The 17,106-nt window shown below is 68.4% G+C and carries 16 protein-coding genes; 14 read left to right on the forward strand and 2 right to left on the reverse strand.

What is annotated here, in order from left to right:
• Positions 1 to 256: 256 nt before the first annotated feature.
• The 3 genes from AC07NX_RS14750 (at position 257) to AC07NX_RS14760 (ending at position 1,919) form a co-directional block, all read left to right on the forward strand.
• Positions 257 to 1,117: an SDR family oxidoreductase gene (locus AC07NX_RS14750; RefSeq protein ID WP_494642898.1), complete on the forward strand. Its 861-nt coding sequence runs from the start codon at positions 257 to 259 to the stop codon at positions 1,115 to 1,117.
• A 35-nt stretch (positions 1,118 to 1,152) separates the two neighbouring features.
• On the forward strand, positions 1,153 to 1,353 hold the full coding sequence (locus AC07NX_RS14755) for a hypothetical protein (RefSeq protein ID WP_494642775.1): 201 nt from the start codon (positions 1,153 to 1,155) through the stop codon (positions 1,351 to 1,353).
• 98 nt (positions 1,354 to 1,451) lie between these two features.
• A complete protein-coding gene (locus AC07NX_RS14760; protein WP_494642900.1) occupies positions 1,452 to 1,919 on the forward strand; it encodes a Fic/DOC family protein in 468 nt (155 codons plus the stop codon).
• Between the two features lie 2 nt (positions 1,920 to 1,921).
• Here AC07NX_RS14760 and AC07NX_RS14765 read toward each other — a convergent pair whose 3' ends face one another.
• Complete coding sequence (locus tag AC07NX_RS14765) at positions 1,922 to 2,794, reverse strand: alpha/beta hydrolase (protein ID WP_494642776.1); 873 nt, start codon at positions 2,792 to 2,794, stop codon at positions 1,922 to 1,924.
• 57 nt (positions 2,795 to 2,851) lie between these two features.
• Here AC07NX_RS14765 and AC07NX_RS14770 point away from each other — a divergent pair, with 57 nt between their 5' ends.
• Positions 2,852 to 4,018 (forward strand): glycosyltransferase family 4 protein, encoded by a 1,167-nt coding sequence (locus tag AC07NX_RS14770; RefSeq protein WP_494642777.1) that lies wholly within the window; start codon positions 2,852 to 2,854, stop codon positions 4,016 to 4,018.
• On the forward strand, positions 4,015 to 4,986 hold the full coding sequence (locus AC07NX_RS14775; protein WP_494642779.1) for a glycosyltransferase family 9 protein: 972 nt from the start codon (positions 4,015 to 4,017) through the stop codon (positions 4,984 to 4,986). Before AC07NX_RS14770 ends, AC07NX_RS14775 begins: the two co-directional genes overlap by 4 nt.
• A 213-nt stretch (positions 4,987 to 5,199) precedes the next feature.
• On the opposite strand, the gene AC07NX_RS14780 is transcribed toward AC07NX_RS14775, so the two are convergent.
• On the reverse strand, positions 5,200 to 5,811 hold the full coding sequence (locus tag AC07NX_RS14780) for a YitT family protein (protein WP_494642780.1): 612 nt from the start codon (positions 5,809 to 5,811) through the stop codon (positions 5,200 to 5,202).
• 273 nt (positions 5,812 to 6,084) lie between these two features.
• Between AC07NX_RS14780 and infC the strand changes: the two genes are divergently transcribed.
• The 9 genes from infC (at position 6,085) to pheT (ending at position 16,940) form a co-directional block, all read left to right on the forward strand.
• Entirely contained in the window at positions 6,085 to 6,606 is a 522-nt protein-coding gene (infC, locus tag AC07NX_RS14785) for a translation initiation factor IF-3 (protein ID WP_035072784.1), read from the forward strand.
• 192 nt (positions 6,607 to 6,798) lie between these two features.
• Positions 6,799 to 8,712, forward strand: coding sequence for an alpha/beta hydrolase family protein (locus AC07NX_RS14790; protein ID WP_494642901.1), 1,914 nt, complete (start codon positions 6,799 to 6,801; stop codon positions 8,710 to 8,712).
• Positions 8,713 to 8,795: 83 nt separating this feature from the next.
• Positions 8,796 to 10,046: an MFS transporter gene (locus AC07NX_RS14795; RefSeq protein WP_494642782.1), complete on the forward strand. Its 1,251-nt coding sequence runs from the start codon at positions 8,796 to 8,798 to the stop codon at positions 10,044 to 10,046.
• A 57-nt stretch (positions 10,047 to 10,103) separates the two neighbouring features.
• Positions 10,104 to 12,032 carry an alpha/beta hydrolase family protein gene (locus tag AC07NX_RS14800; RefSeq protein ID WP_494642784.1) on the forward strand — a complete coding sequence of 643 codons (1,929 nt, stop codon included), beginning with the start codon at positions 10,104 to 10,106 and terminating at the stop codon, positions 12,030 to 12,032.
• A 159-nt stretch (positions 12,033 to 12,191) separates the two neighbouring features.
• Entirely contained in the window at positions 12,192 to 12,392 is a 201-nt protein-coding gene (gene rpmI, locus AC07NX_RS14805) for a 50S ribosomal protein L35 (protein ID WP_018061454.1), read from the forward strand.
• A gap of 15 nt (positions 12,393 to 12,407) precedes the next feature.
• Positions 12,408 to 12,767 carry a 50S ribosomal protein L20 gene (gene rplT, locus AC07NX_RS14810; RefSeq protein ID WP_035072778.1) on the forward strand — a complete coding sequence of 120 codons (360 nt, stop codon included), beginning with the start codon at positions 12,408 to 12,410 and terminating at the stop codon, positions 12,765 to 12,767.
• Between the two features lie 229 nt (positions 12,768 to 12,996).
• Positions 12,997 to 14,070: a phenylalanine--tRNA ligase subunit alpha gene (gene pheS, locus AC07NX_RS14815; RefSeq protein WP_494642786.1), complete on the forward strand. Its 1,074-nt coding sequence runs from the start codon at positions 12,997 to 12,999 to the stop codon at positions 14,068 to 14,070.
• Positions 14,070 to 14,465 carry a hypothetical protein gene (locus AC07NX_RS14820; protein ID WP_494642788.1) on the forward strand — a complete coding sequence of 132 codons (396 nt, stop codon included), beginning with the start codon at positions 14,070 to 14,072 and terminating at the stop codon, positions 14,463 to 14,465. Before pheS ends, AC07NX_RS14820 begins: the two co-directional genes overlap by 1 nt.
• The gene (gene pheT / locus AC07NX_RS14825) at positions 14,466 to 16,940 is read left to right on the forward strand and encodes a phenylalanine--tRNA ligase subunit beta (protein ID WP_494642789.1); all 2,475 of its coding nucleotides are present in this window, start codon (positions 14,466 to 14,468) and stop codon (positions 16,938 to 16,940) included.
• The last annotated feature ends 166 nt before the right edge of the window (positions 16,941 to 17,106 follow it).

Genomic DNA, 17,106 nt, shown 5'->3' on the forward strand with positions numbered 1-17,106 from the left:
CGGCGAGGGCTGAAACAGCGCCCCGCGACGAGGAGGCGGCTTATGGCAGAGCGCCTTGCGGTTGGCAAGCGGTCAAAGCGGGGTTGTTGGGGATGAAACCCCCTCAGTCGCTTCGCGACAGCTCCCCCAGAGGGGGAGCAGCCCGCACGGCGTAGATCCTCCCCCTCTGGGGGAGGTGGCCCGAAGGGCCGGAGGGGGTTGCGCGAACGATCGTTTTGCCCGTCAATCGCCGTTCGTTTCGGGGGACTTGAGCGTCTTGCGTCTGTTCGTGTTCGGATTGGGCTATGTCGGCCAGGCCTTCGCCGAGGCGCTGATGGCCCGGGGCTGGAGCGTCGCGGCGACGGCGCGCGACGCCGAGCGCGCGGCCCAGCTGCGCGCCCAGAGGATCGAGCCCGTCGACGCCGACGACCGCGCCGCCATGACGACCGCCCTGACCGGCGTCAACGCCGTGCTGGTCACCGCCCCGCCCACCGCCGAGGGCTGTCCCGGCCTGGAGGCGACGATTCCCGCCCTGGCGGCCGCCCAGGCCTTCCCCGACTGGATCGGCTACCTGTCGACCACCGGCGTCTACGGCGACTTCGAGGGGCGCTGGGTGTTCGAGAGCTCGCCCCTGAAGGCCCAGTCGGTCGAGGGCGCGCGCCGCGTCGGGGCCGAGCGCGACTGGCGCCAGGTCGGGCGCGGCATGGGCCTGACGGTGACCACCTTCCGCCTGCCCGGCATCTACGGCCCCGGCCGCAGCGCCCTGGACCGTCTGCGGGCCGGCGAGGGGCGCCGCATCGTCAAGCCGGGCCAGGTGTTCAGCCGCATCCACCTGGAGGACATCGTCTCGGGCCTGCTGGCCTCGCTGGACCGCCCCCGGGCCGGCGGCGTCTACAACCTGGTCGACGACGAGCCGGCCCCGCCCCAGGACGTGATGGAGCACGCCGCCAGCCTGCTGGGCGTCCCGGTGCCGCCCGACCTGCCGTTCAACGAGCTGGGCCTGTCGCCCGCCACCCGCCGCTTCTACGCCGAGAACAAGCGCGTCTCGAACGCCCTGGCCAAGGCCGAGCTGGGCTGGCGGCCGAAATATCCGACCTATCGCGAGGGGCTGGCGGCGATCCTGGCGGCGGGGGGATAGGTGCGCGGCCTTGCCCTTTCAGCTATGCTGGCGACATGAAGGCCCGACTGTCAGCAAATGACGTGGATCAAGCTCGCCAGCGTCGGCTGGGCGCCATGCGGTTGCAGGAGATCGAGGGCAACCCGCTGTCGAGCGATGACATCGCGATGTTCGAGATGTTCGAGCGCGAAGCCTGGTCGCACGACCGGCGCCTAGCTTACATCCTCGCGGCGGTGGCGCCGCTACCGGCCGAGTGAACGGACGAGACCCTTACCTCCACTCCTTCCACCCGGTGCTCAGAAATAAACTTGGCATTTTAGACACCCATCGATTGGCGCAAGTCGAGCGACGCTTGGTGACGCAACGCATCGCCGAGGGACCGCCCTCGGGCTTGTTCGACTTGGCGCATCTGCGCGCCATACACCGTCACCTGTTCCAGGATATCTATGACTGGGCTGGAGAAGTCCGGACCGTCGAGATCGCCAAGGACGGCCATCAGTTCCAGTTTCGGCGCTTCATCGCGATCGGCATGGCCGATATCCACCACAGACTCGTAGCGGCGGACTTTCTACGCGGCTTGACTCGATGGAACTTCGCCCAGGCGGCGGGCGTCATCATCGGCGACTTGAACTACGTGCACCCGTTTCGGGACGGCAACGGTCGAACTCAATTGCAGTACCTCGACGGATTGGCGCGGCAGGCCGGTCATCCGCTTGAGCTTGCGCGGCTGTCGCCCGAGGGCTGGCTGGCGGCCTCCCAGGCGGCGTACAACGGCGACTATCGGTTGATGGTCGATGAAATCGACAGGGCTGCCGGCGGCTAACCTCATTCCTCCTCCGCGCTCGCCCACGGCGCCGGCGCCAGCGCCTCCAGGTTCGGGGCGCCGCGCAGGCGGGCGGCGCGGGCCAGACGGCGGGAGACCAGGTCGCCCTCCCCGTCCAGTTCGACCAGCGACCGCGCCTCGGCCACCGCCGCGACCAGCCGCTCCAGGTCCTGGGGCCGCGACAGCCGGTGGTCGCCGTCCTTGACCAGGGTGAAGACCACGTCGTCCGAGGTCAGGCCGTTGGCCAGCTCCAGGGCGTGGGTCCAGGGCACGTCCGGATCCGCCCCGCCCTGCAGCACCCGCACCGGAACGTCGATGGGCACGGGTCCCGGCAGGATCGACCACCGCGCCCCGTCCTCCAGCAGGTCGCGGGTGATCGGATAGCCGCCGTCGTCGTACTCGGACGGCCGGATCCAGCGGCCGTCGCGAGCGATCGCCGCCCTGGCCTCTTCGGACAGTTCGGGGGCCATCAGCTTCTCGGTGAAGTCCGGCGCGGGGGCGACCAGCACCAGGGCCTTGACCCGGTCGGGGCGCGCGATCGCGGCCAGGCAAGCCAGCCAGCCGCCCATCGACGAGCCCACCAGAACCAGGGGCCCTTCGGTCAGCGTGTCGATCACCGCCAGGGCGTCCTCGCGCCAGCGGGTGATCGTGCCGTCCTCGAAGGCGCCGTCCGACTCGCCGTGGCCGAAATAGTCGAAGCGCAGGTAGCCGCCGCCGGTCGCCCGGGCCTGGTCGGCCAGGACCTGGGCCTTGGTTCCGGTCATATCCGAGTGGAATCCGCCGAGCCATACAACCGTGGGACGGTTTCCGGTAATCTCGCGGTACGCCAACCGCAGATTGTCGTCGCGAACGAGGTGCTGAAGGGAATCGGTCATGGCGCGGCCTTGTTCGTTTCGGTAACTACGACCCCTCAAACCTCGTTAGGGCGCCGCGTGTCCATCCTCCCCGAAGATTTCACGCTTTTACAGGTGACTCCGGAACTGGAAACCGGCGGCGCCGAGCAGACGACCATCGACGTGGCCCACGGCGTGATCGCCCAGGGCGGCAGGGCCCTGGTCGCCACCAAGGGCGGGCGCATGGCCGCGCGGCTGGAGGCCGACGGCGGCCGCCTGGCCCAGATGCCGGCCCAGTCGAAGAACCCGCTGATCATGCTGGGCAACGCCGCGCGGATGATCGACCTGATCCGCCGCGAGAAGGTAACCCTGGTCCACGCCCGCTCGCGCGCCCCGGCCTTCAGCGCCCTGTGGGCCGCCCATGCGACCAAGGTGCCGTTCGTGGCCACCTATCACGGGGTCTACAACGCCAAGTCCAACCTCAAGCGCTGGTACAACGCGGTGATGACCAAGGGCGACCTGGTGATCGCCAATTCGGAATATACCCGCGCCCATGTGATCGCCGAGCACGGCATCCCCGCCGATCGCGTGGTGGCCATCCCGCGCGGCGTCGACCTGACCCGCTTCGAGCCGGGCCTGGTCTCGGCCGAGCGGGTCAGGGCGCTGCGCGAGGCCTGGGGCGTCCAGGCCGAGGACCGCCGGCTGAAGGTGCTGCTGGCCGGCCGCCTGACCCGCTGGAAGGGCCAGGCCCTGGTCATCGAGGCCATGGCGCGGCTGAAGGCGGTCTCCGACACCCGCGTCCTGCTGCTGTTGGTCGGCGACGACCAGGGGCGCAAGGCCTATCGCGCCGAGCTGGAGCACATGATCGCCCAGGCCGGGCTGCAGGACAGCGTCCGGCTGGTGGGCCATTGCGACGACATGCCGGCCGCCTATCTGGTGGCTGACCTGGCCATCGCCCCCTCGCTGGAGCCCGAGGCCTTCGGCCGCACGGCGGTCGAGCCGCAGGTGATGGGCAAGCCGGTGATGGCCGCCAACCACGGCGCGGCGCGCGAGACGGTGGTCGACGGCGAGACCGGCTGGCTGGTCGCCCCGGGCGACGTCGAGGCCTGGGCCGCCGCCCTGTCCAACGCCTGCGAGTCGGGGGCCGCCCGGCGCCAGGCCATGGGCATGGCCGCCCGCGCGCGCGCCCGGAAACTGTATTCGGTTGACGCGATGGTCGAAGCAACGCTCAAGGTCTACGCACGCGTTCTGGAGACGAAGAGTTGAGCAAGGAAATCAAGAAGGTCCTGGTCATCAAGCTGGGCGCCCTCGGCGATTTCGTTCTGGCCCTGGCGGCGATGAAGAAGATCCGCGAAGCCCATCCGCGCGCCAAGATCACGTTGCTCACCACCCCGCCCTTCGAGGCCCTGGCCAAGCTGTCGCCCTACTTCAACAGCGTCGAGACCGACGGCCGGCCCAGCGACTTCGGCGACCTGACCGCGATGCTGGGGCGCCTGCGCGAGGCCCGCTACGACCGCGTCTACGACCTGCAGACCAACAGCCGCACCAACTGGTACTTCCAGGCCCTGCGGCCGTTCCCGCCGCAATGGTCGGGCATCGCGGCGGGCTGCGCCCTGCCCCAGCGCGGCAAGGCCCGCTACCACATGCACACCCTGGAACGGCAGGCCGACCAGCTGAAGCAGGCGGGCATCTGGCCCGACGCCCCGACCGAGCCGGGCGGCGCCCCGGCCCCGGACCTGTCCTGGATCCTGCGCCGGACCAAGGAGCCGCGCCCCGTGGCGGGCGCCCCGGCCCCGCGTCCCTACGTGCTGCTGGTGCCGGGCGGCTCGGCCCACCGGCCCGAGAAGCGCTGGCCGACGGAAAGCTACGCCCAGCTGGCGGCCCTGCTCAAGGCGCGGGGGCTGGACATCGTGGTCATCGGCGGCCCGCAGGAAAGCGCCATGGCCCGCCAGATCCAGAAGGCCGTGAGCCAGGCCCGCGACCTGACCGGCCGCACCGACTTCGCCCAGCTGGCCGTGCTGGGCGCCAAGGCGGCCCTGGCCGTCGGCAACGACACCGGCCCGACCCACCTGCTGGCCGCCGCCGGAGCCCCGACCATCGCCCTGTTCTCCGACGCCTCGGATCCCGCGCTGTGCGGCCCGCGCGGCCACGTGACGGTGATCCGCTCGCCGGACCTGAAGGCCCTGCCGGTCAGCACCGTGGCCAGCGCGGCGATCTCGCTGCTGCCGCACTGATAAATCCTCCTCCGTGGGCAGGGCTATCGCCTATGGATTTGCTCTGAAAAGATCTGTCATCCCGGACAAGCTCGGCGAAGCCGGGCGCCGATCCGGGACCGCCGGAAGCTCTGAGCTCACGCCCCGGTCCCGGATCTTCGCGCTGCGCGCTCGTCCGGGATGACAATCGTTTTGAGGCATAGGCGATAGCTCTCCCCGGTGGGGAGGACCTACTCAATACCCCTCGTACCGCCCCGGCTTGTGGTAGGCGATGATCACCGCGCTCAGCGCCACGGCCGAGAGGATCGACAGCAGCAGCTTGTCCCAACTGATCACCGCGAAGGCCGCGGCGACGATCAGGCAGTCGGACGCCATCTGCACCTTGCCGGCGCTGATCCCACGCTTCTCGTGGAGCCACAGGGCCAAGACCCCGATCCCGCCGACGCTGGACTTGTGCCGCGCCAGGGCCAGGATGCCCATGCCGATGATCGTGCCGCCGAAGATCGCGGCGAACAGCGGATCGACCGTGGTGATCTTCAGCCAGGCCGGCAGGCCCAGGGCCAGGCCGGCCAGCAGCAGGTTGGTGACCAGGGTCTTGCCGGTGAACACCCAGCCCAGGGCGCGCTGGGCCAGCACGTAGAACGGTATGTTCAGCAGGAAGAACAGCACCCCGACCGGCCAGTGGGTCAGGTAGGAGAGGATCAGCGCCACCCCCGCCATCCCGCCCGTGGTCAGGCCGGCGGCCTTCAGCAGGGTCAGGCCCACGGCGATGAAGCTGGAGCCGATCAGCAGGGCGTGGACGTCCTCGATCGGGGTATGGCGGGCGGCGGAGGGCGGCGTGCTCATGGAGAGGTAAAACGGGTCGCGGCTGGAGGGGAAGGTCGGCCCGACCCCGGCGTTTCGCTCCCCGGATCCCTTGTCGGCGCGCCCAACGCCTTAAAAGGCGGGCCTTGGACACGCATGCGCCTTGATAGCGCGGGACTCCTTCGTCATATATCACTTGCGAACGCGGCGTCCCCCGGACTCCGCGCGAACTCATTCAACGATACGCCTCCGGATCATCAGGTCCGGCGGCAAAAAGCCCTTGAACAACACCGGAGCCGCCCTATTCGCCGTCCTATGCAAACGCCGCCCGTCAAGGATGGTCCGCGTATCAACGAAGACATTCGGGTCCCCCGCGTCCTGCTGATCGACCAGAACGGCGAGAAGCAAGGCGAGATGCCGATTTCCGCCGCCCTCGAAGCGGCAGAGGAAGCTGGCCTGGACCTGGTCGAGATCGTGCCGAACGCGAACCCTCCGGTCTGCAAGATCCTGGACTACGGCAAGTTCAAGTTCCAGGAGCAGAAGAAGAAGAACGAGGCTCGCAAGCGGCAGAAGATCGTCGAGCTCAAGGAAATCAAGCTGCGTCCCAACATCGACATTCACGACTACGACGTGAAGGCCAAGTCGATGCACCGGTTCTTCGAGGAAGGCGACAAGGTCAAGGTGACCCTGCGCTTCCGCGGCCGGGAAATGGCGCACCCCGAACTGGGCATGAAGCTGCTGCTCAAGGTCAAGGCCGACTTCGAAGAAGTGGCCAAGGTCGAGTACGAGCCGCGCATGGAAGGCCGCCAGATGATCATGATCCTGGCCCCGCGCTAGAGGATCGGCGCTTCCGCCAAGCTTTTCGAGACGCCCCGGCCCGCAAGGCCGGGGCGTTTTTCTTGCCCCCTCGCGCAACCGGACGATGCGAAACAAGCTCGACAGTAAGGCGAGCTTTGCTAATTTACGCGGAGTTTGGGGGATCTACGCGTGTTGAAGAGTGGGTTGGCCGCCGCGACGGCCGGTTTCGTCATGACCGCGGCCGTTTGCGCCAGCGCCGCGTCGACGGCGATCCCAGCGCTTTCGGTCTATGGCGGCCTGCCGAACCTGGAACAGGTGGAAATCTCGCCCGACGGCAAGCTTCTGGCCATTTCCGTCACCGACGGCGAGAAGCGGATGATGGTGATCCGCGAGGCGGTGGAAGGCGGCAAGGCGCTGGCCGCCCTGAACTTCGGCGACAAGAAGCTGCGCGCCCTGCAATGGGCGGGGTCCGAGCATGTGCTCGTCACCACCTCGATGGCGGCCGAGGTGTTTGGTCTGGCCGGGCCGAAACGCGAATACCTGATGGGGTTCGACTACAATCTGGTCACCCACAAGCAAACCGCGCTGATGGCCAACCAGGAAAACGCGATGAACGTGATCCTCGAGACGCCGGACGTCCGGTTTATCGACGGCGCGCCCTACGCCTTTGTCGAGGGCGTGCATTTCAACGACAATCGCGGCTGGAACACGCTCTACAAGGTCAACCTTAAGACCGGCGTCACCCGGATGCTGGACAGCGGCGGAAGCGACGACACCGACGACTGGCTGGTCTCGCCCGAGGGGCAGCCGCTGGCCCAGTCGCTCTACGACCAGAAGCAGGGCGCCTGGAGCCTCAGGATCAAGACCGCCAAGGGCTGGATCACGGCGGAGAAGACCATCTCCAAGATGGGCTCCCGCGGGCTCAGCGGCATCGGCCGCGACGGCAAGACCGTGCTGGTCTGGATGAACGACGGCGAAGACACCGACAAGACTGTGCTGCATGAATACGCCCTCGACGGCAGCCATGCCGTCGTGCCCGACAGCGACACCTATGACAGCCTGATTCACGCGCCGGACGGCTCCCGCCTGGTGGGCGGTTTCAGCCTGGTGGGGGACGAGCGCCGCTACACCTTCTTCGACGCCAAGGCCCAGGCCAGTTGGAACGCCGTGGTCAAGGCCTTCGCCGGCGATCAGGTTTCCCTGATCTCGTGGTCCGACGACCGGCGCAAAGTGGTGGTCCAGGTCGATTCCCCGACCATGGGCCCCGCCTACGCCCTGGTCGATCTCGACGCCAAGAGCGCCCGCTTCCTCGCCGAAGTCTACAAGGACCTGACGCCCGAGGGCGTGTCGGAGGTCAAGCCGATCAAGTACAAGGCGGCCGACGGCCTGGAGATCACCGGCTACCTGACCTTGCCGCGTGGCAGGGCGGCCAAGGACCTGCCGTTGGTGGTCCTGCCGCACGGCGGTCCGGAAGGCCGCGACACCCTGGGCTTCGACTGGTGGAGCCAGGCCCTGGCCTCGCGCGGCTATGCGGTGCTGCAACCCAATTTCCGAGGCTCGGAAGGCTTTGGCTGGAAGTTCGTCCAGGCCGGCTTCGGCCAATGGGGCAAGGCCATGCAGACCGACCTGTCGGACGGTGTGCGCTTCCTGGCCAAGCAGGGGACGATCGATCCCAAGCGCGTCTGCATCGTCGGCGCCAGCTATGGCGGCTACGCCGCCCTGGCGGGCGCGACGATGGACCGCGGCGTCTATCGCTGCGCCGCCTCGGTAGCCGGGCCCGCCGACCTGAAGCGGATGCTGGTCGACAGCAACAGCCGCTTCGAATCCAGCAACAACTCGACCTTGCGTTACTGGCTGCGGTTCATGGGGGCCGACGGCCTCAAGGACCCCGACCTGGCCGCGATTTCGCCGGCCAAACTCGCCGACAAGGTCGAGATCCCCCTGCTGCTGATCCACGGCAAGGACGACACCGTCGTGCCCTATGTCCAGAGCACGATCATGGCCAGCGCCATGAAGAAGGCCGGCAAGCCGGTCGAGCTGGTCACCCTGCCCAGCGAGGACCACTGGCTGTCGCGCGGCGCCACCCGCCTGCAGATGCTGACCTCCGTGGTCGGCTTCCTGGAGAAGAACAACCCGCCGAACTGAGGGGACCGACTCGGAGGATCGCCGCCTGAAATTTCAGATAGCGGTCGCCACGGCGGGCGATGAGGCGTAAACCGCGCCGCCTGATGACTACGCCGACCGCTCCGCCCGCCCCGACCGCCGTGAAGACGCCGGACGCCAGTCCGCGCGCGCTCTATGTCCTGCTGCTGGTGGTGTTCATCAACCTGGTGGGCTTCGGCCTGGTCATCCCGCTCCTGCCCTTCTACGCCAAGTCGCTGAACGCCGGCCCCTGGCAGGTGACGGCGATGTTCTCGGCCTATTCGCTGGGGCAGTTCATCGCCGAGCCGTTCTGGGGACGCCTCAGCGACCGCATCGGCCGCCGGCCGGTGCTGATCGTCACCATCCTGGCCAACACCCTGTCCTACGTGGCCCTGGCCTTCGCCCCCAACATCGCCTGGGCCTTCGCCATCCGCCTGGCCAGCGGCTTCGGCAGCGGCAACATCTCGACGATCCAGGGCTACATGGCCGACGTCACCCCGCCGGAGAAGCGCGCCAGCCGCATGGGCCTGCTGGGCGCGGCGTTCGGCATGGGCTTCGTGGTCGGCCCCACCCTGGGCGGTCTGCTGCCGGGCCTGGCCAAGGCCTTCGGCCATTCCGACACCGGGCGCCTGGCCTTCCAGATCCCGTTGCTGGCCGCCGCCGCCCTGGCCGCCGTCGCCGCCCTGGGCGTCTTCCTGTTCGTGGTCGAGAGCCGCGCGCCCAGCCACAAGGACGCCCCCGTGGAGCGCCGGCGCGATCACCTGGCCGCCGCGGCCGGCCATCCGGTGCTGTCGCGGGTGCTGCTGGTGACCCTGATCTCCACCGCCGCCTTCGCCGGCATGGAATCGGTGTTCGGCCTGTGGACCCAGGCCCGGTTCGACTGGGGTCCCAGGCAGGTGGGCCTGTGCTTCGCGGTGATCGGGATCATCGCCTCGGTCGGCCAGGGCCTGATCACCGGCCGGCTGGCGCGGCGGTTCGGCGAGGCCAGGGTGCTGACCGCCGGCCTGGCGATCATCGCCGTCAGCCTGAGCCTGACGCCGCTCGTCCCCACCCCGGCCTTCGTGCCGTTGGTCGTGGGCTGCACCGCGTTCGGCCAGTCGCTGGTCTTCCCCTGCGTGGCCGCCCTGATCTCGCGCGCCACCCCGTCCGACAAGCAGGGCGCCATGCTGGGCCTGAACATGGCCGCCGGCTCGCTGGCCCGAATGGCCGGACCGATGCTGGCCGGGCCGTTGTTCGGCCTGGCGATCGGCGGTCCCTACTGGCTGGGCGCGGTGCTGATGCTGCCGGCGATCGCCTTCGCCTGGACGATCGAAAGCCGGGTCAATGCCGCCGCGTGACCCTCGACAGCTTCACCGTGCGTCGCTAATCCTTGCACGTTGAGTTGGGGGTTCTGCATGTTGAAGTTGTTCGCCGGCGTCGCCTTGACGGCGCTGGTTTCGTCGGCCACGGCCCTGGCCGGGCCGCTCGAAGCCTACGGCCGCCTGCCGGCGATCTCGGACGTCGAAATCTCGAGCGACGGCGCCAACCTAGCCTATATCGCCCATGACGGCGGAGCCAGCCGGGTCATCATCCAGCCGCTGAACGGCGGAGAGGTGCAGTCCGTCGACTTCGGCAAGGTCAAGATGCGCGGAGTGATGTGGGCTGATCCTGGACACGTAGTGGCCTTGGTCTCGCGCACCGGCTCGGTCGAGAACCAGACCTGGGTTGGCGAAATGTTCCAGGCCACGAGCATCAACATCAAGACTGGCGCCTCGGTCCAATTGCCTAAGAAGGCGTATGAGACCGTCCAGAACATTCTCAGCTCCAATCCGGTGGGCGGCGTGGTCGGCGGCAAGCCGACGGTGTTCGCCCAGCTCTATGCGGGCGAGCAGACCAATTCCTGGCAGGCCGGGCGTTTCGACCTCTACCGCATCGATCCGGACACCGGCATCGCGGCGATGGTGCAGATGGGCGACATCGACACGACCGAATATCTGTTCAAGACCGACGCGACGGTGGTGGCGCGCACGCGTTACCACCGCGACAATTCTCGCTGGACCATGGAGTTGCGCAAGGATGGCAAGTGGGTCGAGGCCTACGCCGCCACCGCGCCGATCGACGGCCCCTCGATGCTGGGCCTGTCGCTCGACGAGAAGTCGGTGGTGATGTCCATCTTCGACGGCCAATCCAAGGACTACCGACTGGCCAACATCGACATCGCCACCGGCAAGCTGGGCGAGGTCTATGGCCCGAACGAACCCTTTGAGATGATCTATGACAACGCCAACCACGTCATCGGTCGCGTCACCGAAGCCGGCTACAAGCAGTACGCGTTCGACGAGCCGCGACTAGCCGCGGCGTGGGGCATGATCACGGGCGTCTTTCCAGGCCGCCAGCTGACCCTGTCGTCGCATACCGCCGACTATTCGAAGATCGTGTTCTATGCGGAGGGCACCGGCGAGCCGGGCGGCTACTACCTGCTCGACATGAACGCCAAGAAGCTCAGCAAGGTCGGCGCGGCCTATCCGGGCCTGACCGGCGCCGATGTCGCCGAGGTGCGGGCGATAACCTACAAGGCCGCCGACGGCCTGCTGATCCACGCCTACCTCACCCTGCCCCAAGGCAGGGCCGCCAAGGACCTTCCGCTAATTGTCTTCCCACACGGCGGCCCCGAGGCGCGCGACGAGGCCGCCTTCGACTGGTGGTCCCAAGCCATGGCCTCGCGCGGCTACGCGGTGCTGCAGCCTAACTTTCGTGGCTCGACCGGCTACGGCGAGAGCTTCATTCGCGCGGGCGACGGCGAGTGGGGCGGCAAGATGCAGACCGACCTGTCGGACGGCGTACGCTTCCTGGCCAGCAAGGGCCTCGTCGACCCCAAGCGCGTATGCATCGTCGGCGGCAGCTACGGTGGCTACGCAGCCCTGGCCGGCATCACGCTGGACAAGGGCGTCTACCGTTGCGCGGCCTCGGTGGCAGGCATCAGCGACGTGTCCGAGCTGATCAAGTTCGACACCCTGCGCAACGGCGAGGAGAGCACGATCGTGCGCTATCGCAAGCGCTGGTTCGGCGTCGCCTCGATCTCGGACCCCAAACTGGACGCGCGTTCGCCCGCCCGCCACGCCGCCCAGGCCGACGGCCCAGTGCTGCTGATCCATGGCAAGGACGACACACGCGTGCAGTACAGCCAGAGCACCGCCATGCGCGCGGCCCTGGAAAAGGCGGGCAAGCCTGTGGAGTTCGTCACTCTCCGCGAGGAGGATCACTTCTTGTCGCGGGAAGCCACGCGGCAGCAGATGCTGGCGACGCTGATCGCCTTCCTCGAGAAGAACAACCCGCCGACCTAGCTGGATTGCTCCGCCATCGGAGCGCGGAGACGGCGCTTGCCTTCTCCGCCCCTTTCCCGTACTAACCCCGCCTTTCCGGAACCGCCTGGCCAGTTTGGCATGCCATGGCGGTTCGTCATGCTATCTCAAGAGGACGGGGCCGGAAGGCTCCGACGCGAAATGCCTAAGTTGAAGACGAAGTCGGGCGCTAAGAAGCGCTTCAAGATCACCGCCACGGGCAAGCTGAAAGCCGGCGTCGCCGGCAAGCGCCACCGTCTGATCGGCCACAACGGCAAGTACATCCGCCAAAACCGCGGAACGAAGGTGATGAGCGAGGCTGACGCCAAGACCATCCGTTCGTACCTGCCCTACGGCCTTTAAGAGGAGCGCTGACACATGGCTCGCGTTAAACGTGGCGTCACCGCCCACGCCAAGCACAAGAAGGTTCTTGAACAGGCGAAGGGCTTCTACGGCCGCCGCAAGAACACCATCCGCACCGCCAAGGCCGCCGTCGACAAGGCCGGCCAGTACGCGTACCGCGACCGCAAGGTGCGCAAGCGCGCCTTCCGCTCGCTGTGGATCCAACGCATCAACGCCGGCGCTCGCGTCGAGGGTTTCACCTACTCGCAGTTTATCCACGGCCTGGACGTGGCGGGTATCGTGATCGACCGCAAGGTCCTCTCGGACATCGCGGGCAACGACCCGGTCGCGTTCAAGGCCATCGCCGACAAGGTCCGCGCCGCCCTGGCCGCTTAAGGTCTTCCATCGGGTCCGTCCCGATTGCGATCTGAAGAGCCCTCCGGCGCGAGCCGGAGGGCTTTTTGCTGCGCGTCGTGCGGCGAAAAACCCCCTCCGGCCCTTCGGGCCACCTCCCCCAACGGGGGAGGATCTAGCGCGACGGATGCTCCCCCTCTGGGGGAGCTGTCGCGAAGCGACTGAGGGGGTCTCGCACCCCCGCCCCAAATCCTCTAGACGGAACCCCGTCATGACCGATCTCACCACTCTCGAAGCCGACGTGCTGGCGCAAGTCGCCGCCGCCGGCGATCTCGCCGCCCTGGACGCCGTGCGCGTCGCCGCCCTGGGCAAGACCGGCTCGATCTCGGGCCTGCTCAAGACCCTGGGCGCGATGAGCCCCGACGAGCGCAAGGAGCGCGGCGCGGCGATCAACCTCCTGCGCGACCGCGCCCAGGCGGCGCTGAACGACAGGAAGGCCGCGCTGGAAGCCGCCGCCCTCGACGCGCGCCTGGCCAGCGAGACCCTGGACCTGACCCTGCCCGCCCCGCGCCGCCGCAAGGGCGGCGTCCATCCGACCATGCAGACCATGGACGAGATGATCGCCATCTTCGCCGAGATGGGCTTCGCGGTCGCCGAAGGTCCGGACATCGAGGACGACTTCCACAACTTCACGGCCCTGAACTTCCCCGAGAAGCACCCGGCCCGCGAGATGCACGACACCTTCTTCTTCAACCCGAAGGAGTCGGGCGAGCGCATGCTGCTGCGCACCCACACCAGCCCCGTTCAAGTGCGGACCATGGTGTCGCAGAAGCCGCCGATCCGGATCATCGCGCCCGGCCGCACCTATCGCTGCGACAGCGACGCCACCCACACGCCGATGTTCCACCAGGTCGAGGGCCTGGTGATCGACAAGGGAATCCACATGGGCCACCTGAAATGGACCCTGGAGACCTTCATCGCCCGGTTCTTCGAGACCGACGCGGTGACCACCCAGTTCCGGCCGCACCACTTCCCGTTCACCGAGCCGTCGGCCGAGATGGACGTGCAGTGCGACCGCTCGGGCGGCGAGATCAGGATCGGCCAAGGGACCAGCTGGCTGGAGATCCTGGGCTGCGGCATGGTTCACCCCAACGTCCTGCGCGCCTGCGGCATCGATCCGGACGAGTATCAGGGCTTCGCCTTCGGCATGGGCGTCGATCGGCTCGGGATGCTGAAATACGGCATGCCCGACCTGCGCGACATGTTCAGCTCGGACGGCCGCTGGCTGGACCACTACGGCTTCTCGGCGTTCGCCGCGCCGAACGCCGCATCGGGCCTCAGCTGATGACCCAGAGCTTCCAACGCGGCGGCCGTCCGGGCCGCATCCCGACCGACGCCCTGGCCAAGGTGTTCGAGAGCGTCGACCTGTCGCTGTACGACCTGTACCGCGCCACCTTCGCCTCGGGCGCGCGGACGATCACGGGCCGCACCTTCCGCAACTGCCGGATCGAGGGTCCGGCGGTGATGCTGGTTCTGGACAACGTCAATTTCGACGCCACCAACTTCGGCCCCAACGGCGGCGACGTGCGCAACCTGGTGCTGCGGCCGGCCAGCCCGACCTCGGTCATCGGCACGATCCCTGTCGAGGACTGCCAATTCATCAACTGCGAGTTCTTCGGCCTGGGCTTCACCGGACCCAGCCAATTCCTCGATCAGTTGCTGGCTCTGGAAATCAAGTAGATGAAATTCACCCTCTCCTGGCTCAAGGATCACCTCGACACCGAGGCCTCCGCCACCGAAGTCGTCGCCGCCATGACCATGGCCGGCCTCGAGGTCGAGCACGTCACCGATCCGGCCTCGAAGCTGGCCGCCTTCACCGTGGCCAAGATCGTCGAGGCCGTGCAGCATCCCAACGCTGATCGTCTCCGCGTCTGCCAGGTCGACACCGTCGACGGCCGCAAGGAGATCGTCTGCGGCGCGCCCAACGCCCGCCCGGGCCTGACCACCGTCTACGCCCCGATCGGCGCCTATGTGCCCGGCCTGGGCGTGACCCTGGTCGAGAAGCCGGTGCGCGGCGTGGTCTCCAACGGCATGCTGTGCTCGGGCTCCGAGCTGGAGGCCGACGACGGCTCCGAGGGCATCCTGGAACTGTCGGGCGACCTGGCCGTCGGAACGCCCGCCGCCCAGGCCCTGGGCCTGGAAGCCGTGATCGACTTCGAAGTCACCCCCAACCGCCCCGACTGGCTGGGCGTGGCCGGCATCGCCCGCGACCTGGCCGCGGCCGGCGTCGGGACGCTGAAGGACCTGTCGATCGCCCCCGTGCCGGGGACCTTCCCCTGCCCGATCAGCGTCAAGGTCGACGGCGACGCCTGCCCGGTGTTCAGCGGCCGCCTGATCAAGGGCGTCAAGAACGGCCCGTCGCCCAAGTGGCTGGCGGACCGGCTCAAGGCCATCGGCCTGCGCCCGATCAACACCCTGGTCGACATCACCAACCTGATCACCTACGACCGCGCCCGCCCGCTGCACGTCTATGACGCGGCCAAGCTGGTCGGGACCGTGATCGAGGCGCGCCTGGGTCGCGGCAAGGCCGAGGTCACCCCCGGCGACCAGCCCACGCACGCCGAGCACCACGACGAGCAGCTGATCGCCCTGGACGGCAAGACCTACGACATCAGCCCGGAAATGAGCGTGATCGCCGACGCCGACGGCAACCGGCCGATCGGCCTGGGCGGGGTGATGGGCGGCGAGAGCACCGGCTGCTCCGACGACACCGTCGACGTCTTCCTGGAAAGCGCCTGGTTCGACCCGATCCGCACCGCCCAGACCGGCCGCACGACAGGCATCAACAGCGACGCCCAGTACCGGTTCGCCCGCACGGTCGACACCGGCTCGCTGGTCCCCGGCCTGGAGCTGGCGACCCGGCTGATCCTGGAACTGTGCGGCGGCGAGGCCTCGGAGATCGTGGTCGCCGGCGAGGCCCCGGCCGCGCCGGGTCCGATCCTGTTCGACCCGGCCTATGTCGAGGCCCTGTCGGGCCTGGCCATCGCGCCGGAGCGCACGCTGAAGATCCTGACGGACCTGGGCTTCACCCTGTCGCCGCCGACCGACGTCTCGACCGCCGACTTCGCCACCCACGCCGAGAGCCTGGTCTGCGTCACCCCGCCGACCTTCCGCCGCGACGTGCAGGGCAAGGCCGACCTGGTCGAGGAAGTGGCCCGCATCGCCGGCTACGCCGCCCTGCCCTCCACCCCGCTGCCGGAAACGGCGCGGGCGGTCGGCGGCGTGCTGACCCCGCGCCAGGCCCGGGCCCGCATCGCCCGCCGCGCCCTGGCCGCCGCCGGCTACAACGAGGCGGTGACCTGGAGCTTCACCAACCAGAAGATCGCCGCCCTGTTCGGCGGCGGTTCGCCCGAGCTGGTGCTGGCCAATCCGATCGCCTCGGAACTGGACTGCATGCGCCCGTCGATCCTGCCCAACCTGATCGAGGCGGCCGGCCGCAACGCCCGCCAGGGTTTCCCGGACGTCGCCCTGTTCGAGGTGGGCCCGGTGTTCTTCGGCGACCGCCCGCAGGACCAGAAGATCACGATCGCCGCCATCCTGGCCCCGCGCGCGCCGCGCGGCTGGGACAAGGCGCCGGCCGAAGACGTGTTCACGGTGAAGGCCGACCTGATGGCCCTGCTGGAGGAGATCGGCGCGCCGGTCGCCTCGCTGCAGACCGCCCAGGGCTCGGCCTCGTCCTGGTGGCATCCGGGGCGTTCGGCCCGCCTGCAGCTGGGGCCCAAGGCGGTGCTGGCCGAGTTCGGCGAACTGCATCCGGCGGTGCTCAAGGCCCTGGACGTGGCCGGCCCGGTCTATGGCTTCGAGATCACCCTGGAGGCCGTGCCCGAGCCGAAGAAGAAGTCGGTCAAGACCAAGCCGGCCTTCACGCCCTCGCCGCTGATGCCCCTGACCCGCGACTTCGCCTTCGTGGCCGACAAGGCCAAGGCGGCGGGCGACCTGGTCAAGGCCGCGGCCGGCGCCGACAAGGCGCTGATCGCCGCCGTGCGGGTGTTCGACGTCTATGAGGGCCCCGGCGTGCCGGAGGGCTTCAAGTCGGTCGCCCTGGAGGTGGTGATCCAGCCGCGCGACAAGACCCTGGCCGAGGCCGAGATCGAGGCCCTGTCGGCCCGGATCGTCGCGGCGGTCGAGAAGGCCGGCGGCAGGCTGCGGGGGTAGGTTCCTTCTCCCCTTGCGGGAGAAGGTGGCAGCCGTAGGCTGACGGATGAGGGGTCGCACCGACGAAGGCCGTGCGGTCCCTTTTTCGTTAGGCGTTTTGCGTTTGAGATACCCCTCATCCGACCTCGCTCCGCGAGGCCACCTTCTCCCGCAAGGGGAGAAGGGC

The organism is Caulobacter sp. GW821-FHT09A05, assembly GCF_059418465.1.

What these genes read in the sequence shown, in the direction of transcription:
- AC07NX_RS14820 (WP_494642788.1), top strand. Translation starts at nt 14,070, where the DNA reads ATGACCCAGAGCTTCCAACGCGGCGGCCGTCCGGGCCGCATCCCGACC.
- pheS (WP_494642786.1), top strand. Translation starts at nt 12,997, where the DNA reads ATGACCGATCTCACCACTCTCGAAGCCGACGTGCTGGCGCAAGTCGCC.
- pheT (WP_494642789.1), top strand. Translation starts at nt 14,466, where the DNA reads ATGAAATTCACCCTCTCCTGGCTCAAGGATCACCTCGACACCGAGGCC.
- rplT (WP_035072778.1), top strand. Translation starts at nt 12,408, where the DNA reads ATGGCTCGCGTTAAACGTGGCGTCACCGCCCACGCCAAGCACAAGAAG.
- AC07NX_RS14800 (WP_494642784.1), top strand. Translation starts at nt 10,104, where the DNA reads ATGTTGAAGTTGTTCGCCGGCGTCGCCTTGACGGCGCTGGTTTCGTCG.
- rpmI (WP_018061454.1), top strand. Translation starts at nt 12,192, where the DNA reads ATGCCTAAGTTGAAGACGAAGTCGGGCGCTAAGAAGCGCTTCAAGATC.
- AC07NX_RS14780 (WP_494642780.1), bottom strand. Translation starts at nt 5,811, where the DNA reads ATGAGCACGCCGCCCTCCGCCGCCCGCCATACCCCGATCGAGGACGTC.
- AC07NX_RS14765 (WP_494642776.1), bottom strand. Translation starts at nt 2,794, where the DNA reads ATGACCGATTCCCTTCAGCACCTCGTTCGCGACGACAATCTGCGGTTG.
- AC07NX_RS14755 (WP_494642775.1), top strand. Translation starts at nt 1,153, where the DNA reads ATGAAGGCCCGACTGTCAGCAAATGACGTGGATCAAGCTCGCCAGCGT.
- infC (WP_035072784.1), top strand. Translation starts at nt 6,085, where the DNA reads ATGCAAACGCCGCCCGTCAAGGATGGTCCGCGTATCAACGAAGACATT.
- AC07NX_RS14795 (WP_494642782.1), top strand. Translation starts at nt 8,796, where the DNA reads ATGACTACGCCGACCGCTCCGCCCGCCCCGACCGCCGTGAAGACGCCG.
- AC07NX_RS14790 (WP_494642901.1), top strand. Translation starts at nt 6,799, where the DNA reads ATGACCGCGGCCGTTTGCGCCAGCGCCGCGTCGACGGCGATCCCAGCG.